The following is a 14,868-nucleotide window of genomic DNA, read 5'->3' on the forward strand; positions in this document are numbered from 1 at the left end:
TCACACCCGTTCCCATACCGAACACGGAAGTTAAGCTCTCTAGCGCCGATGGTAGTTGGGACCTTGTCCCTGTGAGAGTAGGACGTCGCCAAGCAACTAAAAACACAAGTCTTTTGACTTGTGTTTTTTTATTTCCCATGAAATAGGTTCGGTTCTGTTAGTAAAAAATTCGAAATATAGTAAGGAATTTTTTGAGCAGAAATAGTAAGAAATTGATAAATAAATGGGTAATCTTCAGAGCCATAGCTTCCAAGTAAATCATACCACCAATCTGTTTCGTATCTAGAAATCATACTTAAATTGTAGAGCAATAAATAGTGAACAAGAAGTTCAGGTAATACGGGTTTAGGATTTCTAGGGTCAGTTGTAAGTGGTAAGTAATAAGTATCAGCGAGATATTCGTAGTATAAAGGCGTACTATATATAGGATTCCACGATTGAATAGGAGCTGTAAAAAGCAAATTGGAGGCGCTCGTTTTCCCAGTAACATGTTGCACGGATAAGTGCTTACAAATTGATTCAATATAACGTGAAAATCTTTCTGAAGTCATATGAAGTCGATCTAGTATATTGACTGAAAAGGAAAGTTCATTTGCATTTGTTGAATCAATTTTATACAAAGTGGCACCTCGTTGACTATAGCGAAATAAGTTTTGTAATTCAGGAATATTCCCCATTAAATCCAACATGTTAAACTTCTCTGATTCTAAGTGTTTCATGTGAAACAGCTGTTCTGCCACATGAGTAAATAATCCATTTTTTTGTACCTTTACCTCATCTTCTAAAAATTGATATCCCTGTTTTTTCCGCTTACGAGTCGTAACACCATGAGCTAAAACAGTAGTGGATTCAGGATAGTTCGGATCAATAGTTAATAAGCATGCTTTAAAAAGTTGGCTCATTCCATAAAACAATAACATTGGCTGAATTGAAAAGGGAGCTACCTTATATAATTCATAATAATTTTTCCCATGTTCTAAGTAATAAATAAAGGGATAACAATTTTCAAAACTTTTTTTTTCAGCATTTTGTATGGAGGATTTTTCATAACAACGGGCAAGATAACGTTGTACATTTTGAGATGAAAAGAAGAAACTTAATTGCTGCCAAGTACAATGTGTTTGATGCATATATTACGCTCCTTTTATTGTCTAAAAATTCTAACATATATATACGTCCTTGACAGTATTTTAACCAATTGATAAGCTACTAATAATAATTTCTGGTATCATGGGGGGAACAATTATGTGGGAATCTAAATTTGTTAAAGAAGGTTTGACTTTTGATGACGTATTACTTGTACCAGCAAAGTCAGATGTACTACCAAGAGAAGTAAGTGTTAAAACAGTTTTATCTGAAAGCTTACAGTTAAACATCCCGTTAATTAGTGCAGGAATGGATACAGTAACAGAAGCGGATATGGCTATTGCAATGGCTCGTCAAGGCGGTTTAGGAATTATTCATAAAAATATGTCTATTGAACAACAAGCCGAGCAGGTTGATAAAGTAAAACGTTCTGAAAGTGGTGTTATTTCAGATCCTTTCTTTTTAACTCCAGAACATCAAGTGTATGATGCAGAGCACCTTATGGGGAAATATCGTATCTCAGGTGTACCGGTTGTAAATAATTTAGACGAGCGAAAATTAGTTGGTATTATTACAAACCGTGATATGCGTTTTATCCAAGACTACTCAATCAAAATTTCCGACGTAATGACAAAAGAACAGCTAATTACAGCTCCAGTTGGTACAACGCTAGATGAGGCTGAAAAGATCCTACAAAAGTATAAAATTGAAAAACTCCCTCTTGTTGATAACAACGGTGTATTACAAGGGCTTATTACAATAAAAGATATTGAAAAAGTAATTGAATTCCCAAATTCTGCGAAGGATAAGCAAGGGCGCTTATTAGTTGGAGCAGCAGTTGGTGTAACGGCTGATGCTATGACTCGCATTGACGCATTAGTAAAAGCTAGCGTAGATGCAATCGTACTTGATACAGCCCATGGACATTCTCAAGGCGTTATTGATAAAGTAAAAGAAGTTCGTGCAAAGTATCCATCATTAAATATTATCGCTGGAAATGTTGCTACTGCTGAAGCAACAAGAGCATTAATTGAAGCAGGGGCAAACGTAGTTAAAGTTGGTATTGGACCAGGCTCTATCTGTACAACACGTGTTGTAGCTGGCGTTGGTGTACCACAATTAACAGCGGTTTATGATTGTGCAACAGAAGCTCGTAAACACGGTATCCCAGTTATCGCTGACGGTGGTATTAAGTACTCTGGTGATATGGTTAAAGCTTTAGCAGCAGGAGCACATGTTGTTATGCTAGGTAGTATGTTTGCTGGTGTTGCTGAAAGTCCTGGTGAAACTGAAATTTATCAAGGTCGCCAATTTAAAGTATATCGTGGTATGGGTTCTGTCGGAGCGATGGAAAAAGGAAGTAAAGATCGTTATTTCCAAGAAGGAAATAAAAAACTTGTTCCAGAAGGTATTGAAGGACGAGTACCATATAAAGGACCTTTAGCAGATACAGTTCATCAATTAGTTGGTGGATTACGTGCAGGTATGGGATATTGCGGAGCACAAGATTTAGAATTCTTACGTGAGAATGCACAATTTGTTCGTATGTCAGGTGCTGGTTTACTTGAAAGTCATCCTCATCACGTACAAATTACAAAAGAGGCTCCAAACTACTCATTATAATGTCTTATATATAAATAGACGGAGATTTTATATCTCTGTCTATTTTTTTTTGATTATGTTAGAATAACGGTTATGTGAGTACATAGATATTGGGGGTAGCAAAAGTGAAAGGTATGTTTTGCAAAAGATTCATTGCACTAGTAACAATGCTTACACTAGCGTGTAGTATGTTGTTACCATATAGCAATGCATCAGCTGAAACAGGAGCTGCTTTAAATATTGAAGCAGGTGCGGCAATTTTAGTTGAAGCGAATTCTGGAAAAATTGTATATCAAAAGAATGCAGATGAATTATTATCCATTGCTAGTATGACGAAGATGATGAGTGAGTATTTAGTTCACGAAGCAGTGGATAAAGGAAAGCTTAAGTGGGATCAGAAAATTAAGGTTTCTGAATATGCGTATAAAGTTTCACAAGATGCTTCATTATCAAATGTGGCATTAGAAAATGGTGGTTCTTATACAGTAAAAGAGTTATACGAGGCAATGGCAATCTTCTCTGCAAATGGTGCAACGATTGCATTAGCAGAAGCAATTGCAGGTAAAGAAGTAGATTTCGTAAAAATGATGAATAATAAATCGAAAGAACTAGGATTGAAAAATTATAAATTTGTCAATTCTACAGGTTTAACGAATAAAGATTTAAAGGGAATGCATCCAGAAGGAACAACAGCGGATGAAGAAAATAAAATGTCTGCAAAGGATGTTGCAACTTTAGCACAACATTTAATTAAAGATTATCCAAAAGTGTTAGATACAGCAAAAATCCCGAAAAAAGAATTCCGTCCAGAAAAAGAGAAGTTTGCAATGTCGAACTGGAACTGGATGTTAAAGGGCTTAGTTAAAGAATATGATGGCGTAGATGGCCTAAAAACAGGCTCAACTCCAGAAGCGGGAGATTGCTTCACTGGTACGGTTGAAAGAAACGGTATGCGTTTTATTTCTGTAGTGATTAAAACAAGTTCTCATACAGCACGTTTTGATGAAACAAAGAAGCTATATGATTATGGATTTGCTAACTTTGAAATGAAACAAATGTATAAAAAAGGTTCTTCAGTAAAAGGACAAGAAACAGTACGAGTAGAAAATGCGAAAGACAAAGATGTAGCAGTTCAAACGAAACAAGCCATTTCACTTCCAGTACCAAAAGGAAGTAAAGATGTTTATAAAACAGAATTAAAAGAATCAAGTAAGGGACAAGAAGCACCTATTAAAAAGGGAGCTGCGCTTGGTCAAATGGTAATTACGCCAAAAGATGCAAACGACCCTGGATTTTTAACTGGTAAGTCGTTACAAGTGGATCTTGTAACAACATCTGAAGTAGAAGAAGCAAACTGGTTTACTCGTGCTATGCGCGGAATTGGTTCTTTCTTTAGTGGTATATGGAATAGTGCTGTTGATACAGTAAAAGGTTGGTTTTAAAAGCTCCTCATTGTAGGGGCTTTTTCTTATTCCTATTTTTCATACCGACTTTATGAAAAAGTAGTAGACAAGCATCTGATAGTTAGTGGTAGAATGTAAGAGTATTCTTAATTTTCGCCTTTAACGGGGAAAAGCAATTCACCTAGGGGGGTTTTTGTAACATGACAAATGTAACAGGGACAGAACGTGTAAAACGTGGAATGGCAGAAATGCAAAAAGGCGGCGTTATTATGGACGTAATTAACGCTGAACAAGCAAAAATTGCAGAAGAGGCAGGCGCAGTTGCCGTTATGGCATTAGAGCGTGTACCAGCAGATATTCGTGCAGCAGGTGGCGTTTCTCGTATGGCAGACCCAACAATCGTTGAAGAAGTTATGGGTGCAGTGTCAATTCCGGTTATGGCAAAATGCCGTATCGGTCACCTTGTAGAAGCACGTGTATTAGAATCATTAGGGGTAGACTATATCGATGAGAGTGAAGTATTAACTCCAGCCGATGAAGTATACCATTTAAATAAACGTGATTACACAGTTCCATTTGTATGTGGTTGCCGTGATATCGGAGAAGCTGCACGTCGTATTGCAGAAGGTGCATCTATGCTTCGTACAAAAGGCGAACCAGGAACAGGAAACATTGTAGAGGCAGTGCGTCATATGCGTCAAGTCAATGCAGAAATCCGTCAAGTTGCAAGTCTACGTGAAGATGAATTAATGACATATGCAAAAAATACTGGTGCTCCTTATGAAGTACTACTTGAAATTAAACGCCTTGGTCGTTTGCCGGTTGTAAACTTTGCAGCAGGTGGTGTAGCAACACCAGCAGATGCAGCGTTAATGATGCAACTTGGTGCGGATGGTGTATTTGTTGGATCTGGTATCTTTAAATCAGAGAATCCAGCGAAATTTGCACGTGCAATCGTTGAAGCGACAACTCATTATGAGGATTACGAGTTAATTGCAAGCCTTTCTAAAGGATTAGGTAATGCGATGAAAGGTATTGAAATTTCAACGTTACTACCAGAGCAACGCATGCAAGAGCGTGGATGGTAATTGAAGGAGAACTTTAAAATGGTGAAAATCGGTGTACTAGGTCTTCAAGGTGCAGTTCGTGAACATGTAAAATCAGTTGAAGCAAGTGGTGCAGAAGCTGTTGTTGTAAAGCGTATAGAACAACTTGAAGAGATTGATGGTCTTATTTTACCAGGCGGTGAAAGTACAACTATGCGCCGTCTTATTGATAAGTATGCTTTCATGGAACCGCTTCGTACATTTGCGAAGTCTGGTAAACCAATGTTTGGTACATGTGCAGGAATGATTCTTCTCGCAAAAACACTTATTGGCTATGACGAAGCACATATTGGTGCTATGGATATTACAGTTGAGCGCAATGCGTTTGGACGTCAAAAAGATAGCTTTGAAGCTGCACTTTCTATTAAAGGTGTGGGAGAAGATTTTGTTGGCGTATTTATTCGTGCCCCGTATGTTGTAAATGTAGCGGATGATGTTGAGGTACTTTCTACACATGGTGATCGAATGGTAGCGGTAAGGCAAGGGCCGTTTTTAGCTGCTTCTTTCCATCCGGAATTAACAGATGATCATCGTGTAACAGCATACTTTGTAGAAATGGTAAAAGAAGCGAAAATGAAAAAAGTTGTATAAGTAACTTGCAACTTGTATAAGATTATAGTAAATTGATGGTAACAATTTTATAAAATAAGCGTGTTGATAGGAAGTAGTAACAAATGTCGTTTCTTATAGAGAGTCGATGGTTGGTGGAAATCGATAGAAACAGTTTGTGAATCCATCCTGGAATGGAATGTGGAATATCTTTATGATTAGTAAACATTCCCGGTGAAGAGCCGTTATTTCTACTTGAGAGGAAAGCGGTAATGCTTTCAACTAGGGTGGCAACGCGGGTTAACTCCCGTCCCTTTATATAGGGACGGGAGTTTTTTGTGTTTTATAAAATAAAAGGAGGAGTATATAATGCTTGATATTAAATTTTTACGTACAAATTTTGAAGAAGTAAAAGCTAAGTTACAGCATAGAGGCGAAGATTTAACTGATTTTGGTCGCTTTGAAGAATTAGATACGAGAAGAAGAGAACTACTTGTTCAAACAGAGGAACTAAAAAGTAAACGTAACGAAGTATCTCAACAAATCTCTGTATTGAAGCGCGAAAAGAAAGATGCAGAAGCTCTAATTTTAGAAATGCGTGAAGTTGGAGAAAAAGTAAAAGATCTTGATAACGAACTTCGTACAGTTGAAGAAGATCTAGAAAGATTGATGCTATCTATTCCAAATATTCCGCACGAATCTGCTCCAGTTGGTGAAACAGAGGATGATAATGTAGTAGCTCGCACTTGGGGAGAAGTGAAGGAATTTGCTTTTGAACCAAAACCACATTGGGATCTTGCTACAGATTTAGGAATTCTAGATTTTGAACGTGCTGGAAAAGTAACAGGAAGCCGCTTCGTATTCTACAAAGGTGCTGGCGCAAGATTAGAGCGTGCTTTAATTAGCTTTATGCTTGATCTTCATACTGATGAGCATGGATATGAAGAAGTATTACCTCCGTATATGGTAAACCGTGCAAGCATGACAGGGACAGGACAACTTCCGAAGTTTGAAGAAGATGCATTCCGTATTGAAAGTGAAGACTACTTCTTAATTCCAACAGCTGAAGTACCTGTAACAAATATGCACCGTGATGAGATCTTAAATAAAGAACAATTGCCTATAAGATATGCTGCGTTTAGCTCTTGTTTCCGTTCTGAAGCAGGTTCAGCTGGCCGTGATACACGTGGTTTAATTCGTCAGCACCAGTTCAATAAAGTAGAGCTTGTGAAGTTCGTAAAACCAGAAGATTCTTATGAAGAGTTAGAAAAACTAACAAATGATGCAGAACGCGTGTTACAATTATTAGAGTTGCCATATCGCGTTATGAGCATGTGCACAGGCGATTTAGGATTTACAGCAGCGAAGAAATACGATATCGAAGTATGGATTCCAAGCTATGGCACATATCGTGAAATCTCTTCTTGTAGTAATTTCGAGGCTTTCCAAGCGAGACGTGCAAATATCCGTTTCCGTCGTGAGCCAAACGGCAAACCAGAACATGTTCATACATTAAATGGATCTGGTCTTGCAATTGGACGTACGGTGGCAGCTATTTTAGAGAACTACCAACAAGAAGATGGTACAATTATAATTCCAGAAGTTCTTCGCCCTTATATGGGAGGAAAAACAGTTATTAAGTAAATTTATAAACATTCATCGGTATGAGTGATTGGTAATTATGAGCGTTGTCAGTACTATGATGTAGGAGAGGAAAAGTAAAATTTTCCTTTCCTCATAATTTATTTTAGTAGGGTTGACTAACTGTTTTTCTTTTGATATTATATTTGATGTCAATATGGAGGTATACCCAAGTCTGGCTGAAGGGATCGGTCTTGAAAACCGACAGGCGGCGAGAGTCGCGCGGGGGTTCGAATCCCTCTACCTCCTCCAGATATAATTGACAACAGCGCATATAAGTGGAGATTGGAGAACTCGTTACCACACGTAACGAGTTTTTATTTTAAAACCAATCATAAAGTATGGTGTAAGGCGATTTTGTCCTTATTACACACTCATATTCCGATGATTATCTTCATAGATATGAAAGGAGTCAACATGGATCTTATTATACAAACGTTTCCTTTAGATGGAAAAACTTTATATTATGTACAATGTCCTGTCTGTAAGAACAATAGAATTTTAAACAGTGGTGCAAATGTATCACGCATTATTAGCGATGATACATTCCGTAAACTTTGTGGTTGCACTTGTGATGTAAAGCAAACTGCAACAAAAGTAGAGGCACCAAAAAAAGTTAAAAAAGAAGCTGTAAAGAAAGAAGCAGCTCCAAAACGTACAGGTAAAGTATTAACAGCAGTAATTAACGGGAAAGAAATGACTGTTAAAGAGATTGCTGAGGCGTACGATATTAGTACAAGTACTGTTCGTCAGCGTATTAACGCTGGAAAACCTGAGAGTGAAATTATTGCTCCAACAAAGAAAAAGTAATTTAATAGAAAAACCCGTGCATATGCACGGGTTTTTTATTTTACAAGTTTACGTGTTTGTTTTAAAAAATGACCGATTTTTTTTATGATTGGTTCAATGGAATCGCCATCTTTTAAAATATCGTATTCATTAATGTTTAATCGTAAAACAGGGCATGAATTGAAGTTGTTAATCCAGTTTTCATAACGCCCATGCATCTCTTTCCAATACTCGATTGGTGTTTGCTGTTCCATCGGACGTCCACGTTCTTGGATACGATCAACAATATCATCGAAAGAACCTTCTAAGTAAATTAATAAATCTGGATGTGGGAAGTAAGGAGTCATGACCATAGCGTCAAATAAACCTTTATATGTTTCATAATCAGTTTCTGTCATTGTACCTTTTTCGTGATGCATTTTTGCAAAAATGCCAGTGTCTTCATAGATAGAGCGATCTTGAACAAAACCGCCACCGTATTCAAAAATTCTTTTTTGTTCTTTAAATCGTTCTGCTAAAAAATACACTTGTAAGTGAAAGCTCCAGCGTGTGAAATCAGCATAGAACTTGTCCAAATACGGATTAGAATCTACCTTTTCAAATGATGTGCGATACCCTAAAGCGTTAGCCAATGCAGTTGTCATAGTGGATTTACCGACACCTACTGTTCCAGCGATAGTGATTACTGCGTCATTTGGTATATCATATTTTTGCCTTAAATTCATTATTATTTCGACTCCTTTAAGAGAGTATTTTGAAGGGCAGATAGGATGACGTTTAAATCATCAGGATTTTTTACAAAATCCATATCGTCTCCGTTAAATTTCAATACTGGGATATCTGGATGGTCCTTTTTAAAAGCATCCATTGCTGTTTCATAATCTTTTGTGAGCTGTAGTAAGTAATTTGGATCCATATTTTTTTCGAATTCTCTTCCGCGCATTGCAATTCGCTTTTGTAATGTTTCTAGGCTAGCTGTTAAATAAACGATAACGTTTGGAACTGGCATATCTTGTGTAAGGATACGATAGATTTGCATGTACTTGTCGTATTGAGAATCTTTTAATGTACGGGATGCAAAAATTACATTTTTGAATATATGATAATCCGCTACTACTGGCTTCCTTTGATTCAAATACTTTATGTTAATATCTTCTAATTGTTTGTATCTATTACAAAGAAAGAACATCTCTGTTTGAAAACTCCATTCGTCGATGTCTTCATAGAACTTTCCTAAAAAGGGGTTTTCATCAACAATCTCTTTCAGTAAGTGGAGTTGCATGTGAGTTGAAATTTCCTTCGCAAGTGAAGTTTTTCCAACACCAATTGGTCCTTCAACCGTGATAAATGGTACTCCGGTCACGCTGTTTCCTCCTTTCAATCAGTGATTTACCGTGACTACTAAAAACACAAAACAGAATTATTGTAGCACAAGAGGGAAGCGAGCGGGTTAATTTGATATAAAAAGTTGGAAAATAGATATATGTATTAATTAAATTTTATTTGAAACGACGGTACTATATTTGCTTTTAATGTGGCTTCCATTATTTTTAAAGCATGCAGGTTATCCTGATCATCATTAGATGCAATACAGTCCTGTGGTACATACAATGTATAATTCCTCATATGAGCATCGTTAGCTGTAAAGAGGATACATATATTCCCGGCGACACCTGTTAATATTAGATTTTCTATTTTTAAATAGCCTAATAAAGAATTTAAAGGTGTTTCATAAAAAGCAGAGTAATGTGGTTTAATAAAAATGTAATCATCAGCATTTGGAGCGATCTTATGAATGATATTTTTACTATACTCATTTGTACAATGAGTAATCAATTGGTCAATATCAGACCTCCAAAGTTGATAATGGTCATTAATATAAATGATGGGGCAACCGAAGGATTTCATTGTTTTCTTTAATTGTAAAATAGGATTGGTTATAATTTCGCATTTTTTGGCTAGGATAGGCCCGTGTGAAAATTGAAAGTCATTAATCATATCGATAATGAGTAAGGCAGTATTCTTCATATGTAATCCCCTCTCTTTTTTTCTTAGGGTGGATTGAATTTATAAAAGTTATCCCATGTGTAGTAAATGGAAATAAGTGTACTTTATTTGTAATGAAAGGACTATGTTATGGAACGTGATCAAGATATTCATTTTATGCAGTTAGCAATAGAAGAGGCTAAAAAAGCAGAGGCAATACAAGAAGTACCGATTGGGGCAGTTATAGTGTTGGATGGTGAAGTAATTAGTGTTGCTCATAATTTAAGGGAGACTGAGCAAAGATCGATAGCTCACGCTGAGTTGTTAGCTATTGATGAGGCGTGCAAAAAATTAGGGACATGGCGTTTAGAAGATGCGACGTTATATGTAACATTAGAGCCTTGCCCGATGTGTGCGGGTGGAATTGTTTTATCACGAGTAAAGCGAGTTGTATATGGTGCGAGTGATCCGAAAGGTGGATGTGCAGGGACATTGATGAATCTGTTAACGGATGAACGCTTTAATCATCAATGTGAAGTAGTAGCTGGTGTATTAGAAGAAGAGTGCGGTACGCTGTTAACGAACTTTTTTAGAGCGCTTCGTAAAAAAAGAAAAGCGATTAAGAAATTAGAGAAAAGTAAAGAGAATTAACGTATTTGCATTTTATAAAAAAACAAGTTATACTGATAGTGCCTTTAATGAAGGCAACCGAATATTGGTTTTAACTTTGCCGTGCTAAGCGGGGAGGTAGCGGTGCCCTATACTCGCAATCCGCTCTAGCGAGGCCGAATCCCTTCTCGAGGTTATGTTGCTGTAAGGCCTGCCTTAAGTAAGTGGTGTTGACGTTTGGGTCCTGCGCAACGGGACCCCGTGAACCTTGTCAGGTCCGGAAGGAAGCAGCAATAAGCGGGTCTTCTCGTGTGCCGCAGGAGTGCCTGAACCGAGCTAACTGCTTAAGTAACGCTTATGGTACGTAATCGACAGAAGGTGCACGGCAGTTATATATGTATACAAAACTCACCTTAATACTAAGGTGGGTTTTTTGTATAGAAAATAACTTTTGGAATCTATAAACAGAATGGGTTATAATAAATGAGATAATAACCTTTGAGGGAGGCCGTATTTTCGTGTCATACCAAGCGTTATACCGAACATGGAGACCGCAAAAGTTTGAAGATGTAGTCGGTCAAAAGCACGTGACAAAAACGTTGCAAAATGCCCTTCTTCAAGAGAAAGTTTCACATGCTTATTTATTTTCTGGGCCGAGAGGAACAGGAAAAACGACAATTGCAAAAGTGTTTGCAAAAGCAATTAACTGTGAACATGCTCCGGTAGCTGAACCTTGTAATGAATGTCCTTCTTGTTTGGGGATTACACAAGGATCTATTTCAGATGTATTAGAAATTGATGCGGCTTCAAATAACGGTGTAGATGAAATTCGAGATATTAGAGATAAAGTAAAATATGCTCCAAGTGCTGTAGAATATAAAGTATACATTATTGATGAAGTTCACATGCTTTCCATGGGTGCCTTCAATGCGCTTTTAAAAACGTTAGAAGAACCGCCAGGACATGTTATCTTTATTTTGGCGACAACAGAACCGCATAAGATACCGCCTACAATTATTTCGCGTTGCCAACGTTTCGAATTTCGAAAGATATCAGTAAATGATATTGTTGAGAGATTATCGACAGTTGTGAACAATGAAGGTACGCAAGTAGAAGATGAGGCATTACAAATTGTTGCACGTGCCGCTGAAGGTGGTATGCGTGATGCGCTTAGTCTTATTGATCAGGCAATATCTTATAGTGATGAGACTGTTACGACAGAAGATGTATTAGCTGTAACAGGGTCTGTTTCTCAGCAATACTTAGGCAACTTAGTAGAATGTATACGTGAAAATGATGTATCAAGAGCATTACGTATCATAGATGAGATGATGGGTAAAGGGAAAGATCCAGTTCGCTTTATGGAGGATTTCATTTACTATTATCGTGATATGCTTTTATATCAAACTTCACCACAATTGGAACATATGTTGGAACGAGTAATGGTTGATGAGCAATTCCGGACGTTAAGTGAAGAAATGCAGCCGGAAGTAATCTATGAGATCATTCATACTCTTAGTAAAGCACAACAGGAAATGAAGTGGACAAATCATCCGCGAATTTTCTTAGAAGTTGTTATGGTACAACTGTGTCAACAGTTTATGATGCAAGCAAATGGTGCAGATCGTTTACAAGCAATTATGAACAGGATGCAGCAATTAGAGAAAGAGTTAGAACAAGTCAAAAAGAATGGTGTGCCGGCCGGTGTGCAGCAGGAAGTCAGAGAGACGCGTGCAGCACCAAAGCCAGTACGGACAGGAAGTATGAAGATACCTGTCGGACGCGTAAATGAAGTATTAAAGCAAGCGAAGCGTCAAGATTTAGAACAATTAAAAGCTGTATGGGGAGAGTTGTTAGGAAGACTCAAAGCATACAACAAAGTAGCGTTTGCTGTTTTATTAGAAAATAGCGAACCGGTAGCGGCTTCAGATGATACTTACGTTTTAGCGTTCCAATATGAGATTCACTGTAAAATGGCAAGCGAAAATCGAGAGGCTATGGATACAGTGGAACAAACTTTATTTGAATTGCTAAGTAAAAGATTAAATATGATTGCCATTCCAAAAAGTGAATGGGGTAAAATCCGTGAAGATTTTTTACAGCGTGAAGGTGGAAGTTCTGAAGAAAGCCCAGAGAAAAAAGAAGATCCTCTCATAGAAGAGGCTGTAAAATTAGTAGGGCAAGAACTCATTGAAATAAAAGAGTAATAATAATTAGGAGGAATTAATTATGATGCGTGGCGGAATGGGAAATATGAATAACATGATGAAACAAATGCAAAAGATGCAAAAGGAAATGGCAAAGGCGCAAGAAGAACTTGGCGAAAAAACAGTTGAAGGTACAGCTGGCGGCGGTATGATCACAGTTATTGCAAATGGTCATAAGCAAATTCTTGAAGTAAAAGTGAAAGAAGAAGTTGTAGATCCAGAAGATATCGAAATGTTACAAGACTTAGTGTTAGCTGCAACAAACGATGCACTTAAGAAAGCTGATGAACTTTCAAACTCTACAATGGGTAAATTTACAAAAGGCTTAAACTTACCGGGTGGAATGTTCTAGGAGGATATTGATATATGCATTATCCAGAACCAATATCAAAACTAATTGATAGTTTTATGAAATTGCCAGGAATCGGACCGAAAACAGCGGTTCGATTGGCGTTTTTCGTATTAGATATGAAAGAAGATGATGTGTTAGGTTTTGCAAAAGCACTTGTAAATGCGAAGCGAGACTTAGCATATTGTTCTGTGTGCGGGCATATTACTGATCGTGATCCTTGTTATATTTGTAACGATTCACATCGAGATCAATCAGTTGTTTGTGTCGTGCAAGAACCGAAAGATGTAATCGCGATGGAAAAGATGAAAGAGTATCAAGGTGTATATCATGTGTTACGTGGTGCTATCTCTCCAATGGAGGGAATTGGACCAGAAGACATTAATATCCCGCAACTTCTAAAGCGACTACACGATGAAACAGTACAAGAAGTAATATTAGCAACAAATCCTAATATTGAAGGGGAAGCTACAGCGATGTATATATCCCGCCTCTTAAAGCCGACAGGTATTAAAGTGACTCGTATTGCACACGGTCTGCCAGTTGGTGGAGATTTAGAATATGCAGATGAAGTGACACTGTCGAAAGCGTTAGAAGGTCGTAGAGAAGTATAAGAGGAGAAACAAAAATGTTCTTTCAAAAAAAGGGTAAATTGCGTAAAGAGTATGATGATAAGTTAATTGTACTATTAGAAAAGGTGAAGAATGAATGGTTACGTCAAAAGAGAATGGTTGAACAAAGTGTTGAACCATCTCAAGATGTACTTTGTTCTTTGAAAATAGCAGAGGCGAAATATTTCTTCTTGCTAAAAGAAGCAAAACGTCGTCCTGTAAAGATGGAGCAATGGTAAAAGGTTCTGCTGAAAAAGCAGAGCCTTTTTATTTTATTCGTTTGGAAAGATCGATTAATAGTTTTTGTGAAGAACGTGTAGCCGAATCAAGGTGAATAAGATGAAACGACTGGAGTTATATAATAAACGTTCTTTTTTATTGTCTTGTCCCATACAAATAAATGTGTATAGGTCATTCATAAGGAGGAAAAAATGAATTCTACAATTATTATTGTTGGTATTCTTGCGTTAGTTTTTATTTTCCTTGTTTTTGGTGTTTCTTCTAAGCCGTTGCGTTTTATAGGAAAAGCGCTCTTTCATGTTACTTTGGGAGTAGCATTACTTTTTATCGTAAATGTTGTAGGAACGTATTTTGATTTTCATATCCCAATTAACTTGGGCACCGCAACAATTACAAGTTTATTAGGCCTACCCGGTGTTGCTGCATTAGTGGTTATTAAACTTTATATCATGCCAAAATAAATTTATTTTGGCATTTTTTTTAAAAGTGTTGACTTGTGAATGATTAATATGGTAAATTAATAAGCGTCGTCAGGAACGAAAGAAAAAAGTTGTTGACAGATTTAACGCAAAATGTTAAATTATAAAAGTCGCTGAAACGCGATGTTGAACTTTGAAAACTAAACGAAACAAACAACGTGAAACGTCAATTTTTATTTTAGATGCTAGACAAACTAACTTTATTGGAGAG

General features: G+C 37.1%; 16 protein-coding genes, 1 tRNA gene, 1 rRNA gene, 1 other RNA gene and 1 other annotated feature. Of the genes, 15 read left to right on the forward strand and 4 right to left on the reverse strand.

All coding sequences use genetic code 11. The annotated features are described in order from the left end of the window. A 5S ribosomal RNA gene (rrf, locus tag ACTFR9_RS27225) occupies positions 1-94 on the forward strand; the annotation flags it as partial. Positions 95-128: 34 nt separating this feature from the next. On the opposite strand, the gene ACTFR9_RS27230 is transcribed toward rrf, so the two are convergent. Further along, positions 129-1,130, reverse strand: coding sequence for a YaaC family protein (locus ACTFR9_RS27230; protein ID WP_000554273.1), 1,002 nt, complete (start codon positions 1,128-1,130; stop codon positions 129-131). A 115-nt stretch (positions 1,131-1,245) separates the two neighbouring features. Between ACTFR9_RS27230 and guaB the strand changes: the two genes are divergently transcribed. From guaB to ACTFR9_RS27265, 7 genes are all read left to right on the forward strand, one after another. Further along, on the forward strand, positions 1,246-2,709 hold the full coding sequence (gene guaB, locus ACTFR9_RS27235) for an IMP dehydrogenase (RefSeq protein ID WP_000264079.1): 1,464 nt from the start codon (positions 1,246-1,248) through the stop codon (positions 2,707-2,709). A gap of 113 nt (positions 2,710-2,822) precedes the next feature. Then, positions 2,823-4,130, forward strand: coding sequence for a D-alanyl-D-alanine carboxypeptidase DacA (gene dacA / locus ACTFR9_RS27240; RefSeq protein WP_129075294.1), 1,308 nt, complete (start codon positions 2,823-2,825; stop codon positions 4,128-4,130). Between the two features lie 161 nt (positions 4,131-4,291). Continuing rightward, positions 4,292-5,179 (forward strand): pyridoxal 5'-phosphate synthase lyase subunit PdxS, encoded by an 888-nt coding sequence (gene pdxS / locus ACTFR9_RS27245; protein WP_000186156.1) that lies wholly within the window; start codon positions 4,292-4,294, stop codon positions 5,177-5,179. 18 nt (positions 5,180-5,197) lie between these two features. Continuing rightward, complete coding sequence (gene pdxT, locus ACTFR9_RS27250) at positions 5,198-5,788, forward strand: pyridoxal 5'-phosphate synthase glutaminase subunit PdxT (protein WP_000238780.1); 591 nt, start codon at positions 5,198-5,200, stop codon at positions 5,786-5,788. 54 nt (positions 5,789-5,842) lie between these two features. Beyond that, positions 5,843-6,064 (forward strand) — a binding site (T-box leader). 51 nt (positions 6,065-6,115) lie between these two features. Then, entirely contained in the window at positions 6,116-7,390 is a 1,275-nt protein-coding gene (serS, locus tag ACTFR9_RS27255; protein ID WP_000884181.1) for a serine--tRNA ligase, read from the forward strand. A gap of 156 nt (positions 7,391-7,546) precedes the next feature. Next, positions 7,547-7,639, forward strand: a tRNA-Ser gene (locus ACTFR9_RS27260). 165 nt (positions 7,640-7,804) lie between these two features. Then, positions 7,805-8,197, forward strand: a complete 393-nt coding sequence (locus ACTFR9_RS27265) for a DUF3797 domain-containing protein (protein ID WP_000364200.1) — start codon at positions 7,805-7,807, stop codon at positions 8,195-8,197. A gap of 35 nt (positions 8,198-8,232) precedes the next feature. Here ACTFR9_RS27265 and ACTFR9_RS27270 read toward each other — a convergent pair whose 3' ends face one another. From ACTFR9_RS27270 to ACTFR9_RS27280, 3 genes are all read right to left on the reverse strand, one after another. After that, positions 8,233-8,901, reverse strand: coding sequence for a deoxynucleoside kinase (locus ACTFR9_RS27270; protein ID WP_001053585.1), 669 nt, complete (start codon positions 8,899-8,901; stop codon positions 8,233-8,235). Positions 8,902-8,903: 2 nt separating this feature from the next. Further along, positions 8,904-9,539 carry a deoxynucleoside kinase gene (locus ACTFR9_RS27275; protein WP_000148224.1) on the reverse strand — a complete coding sequence of 212 codons (636 nt, stop codon included), beginning with the start codon at positions 9,537-9,539 and terminating at the stop codon, positions 8,904-8,906. 125 nt (positions 9,540-9,664) lie between these two features. Beyond that, complete coding sequence (locus tag ACTFR9_RS27280; protein WP_000798715.1) at positions 9,665-10,204, reverse strand: isochorismatase family cysteine hydrolase; 540 nt, start codon at positions 10,202-10,204, stop codon at positions 9,665-9,667. 108 nt (positions 10,205-10,312) lie between these two features. Here ACTFR9_RS27280 and tadA point away from each other — a divergent pair, with 108 nt between their 5' ends. The 7 genes from tadA to ACTFR9_RS27315 all read left to right on the forward strand — a co-directional run bounded on the left by tadA (position 10,313) and on the right by ACTFR9_RS27315 (position 14,639). After that, complete coding sequence (gene tadA / locus ACTFR9_RS27285; protein ID WP_000439008.1) at positions 10,313-10,813, forward strand: tRNA adenosine(34) deaminase TadA; 501 nt, start codon at positions 10,313-10,315, stop codon at positions 10,811-10,813. A gap of 79 nt (positions 10,814-10,892) precedes the next feature. Then, positions 10,893-11,157: signal recognition particle sRNA large type (gene ffs, locus ACTFR9_RS27290), an RNA gene on the forward strand. 132 nt (positions 11,158-11,289) lie between these two features. Continuing rightward, positions 11,290-12,978 (forward strand): DNA polymerase III subunit gamma/tau, encoded by a 1,689-nt coding sequence (dnaX, locus tag ACTFR9_RS27295; RefSeq protein ID WP_000121557.1) that lies wholly within the window; start codon positions 11,290-11,292, stop codon positions 12,976-12,978. A gap of 25 nt (positions 12,979-13,003) precedes the next feature. After that, the gene (locus tag ACTFR9_RS27300; protein WP_001996460.1) at positions 13,004-13,330 is read left to right on the forward strand and encodes a YbaB/EbfC family nucleoid-associated protein; all 327 of its coding nucleotides are present in this window, start codon (positions 13,004-13,006) and stop codon (positions 13,328-13,330) included. Positions 13,331-13,344: 14 nt separating this feature from the next. Beyond that, positions 13,345-13,941, forward strand: coding sequence for a recombination protein RecR (gene recR, locus ACTFR9_RS27305; protein ID WP_000559169.1), 597 nt, complete (start codon positions 13,345-13,347; stop codon positions 13,939-13,941). Positions 13,942-13,955: 14 nt separating this feature from the next. After that, complete coding sequence (locus ACTFR9_RS27310; protein ID WP_000466020.1) at positions 13,956-14,177, forward strand: YaaL family protein; 222 nt, start codon at positions 13,956-13,958, stop codon at positions 14,175-14,177. Between the two features lie 192 nt (positions 14,178-14,369). Continuing rightward, the gene (locus ACTFR9_RS27315) at positions 14,370-14,639 is read left to right on the forward strand and encodes a pro-sigmaK processing inhibitor BofA family protein (protein ID WP_001089262.1); all 270 of its coding nucleotides are present in this window, start codon (positions 14,370-14,372) and stop codon (positions 14,637-14,639) included. Positions 14,640-14,868: the final 229 nt, after the last annotated feature.

Origin of the sequence: Bacillus cereus group sp. MYBK222-1 (genome assembly GCF_051916425.1) — a bacterium.
Classification (GTDB): domain Bacteria; phylum Bacillota; class Bacilli; order Bacillales; family Bacillaceae_G; genus Bacillus_A; species Bacillus_A paranthracis.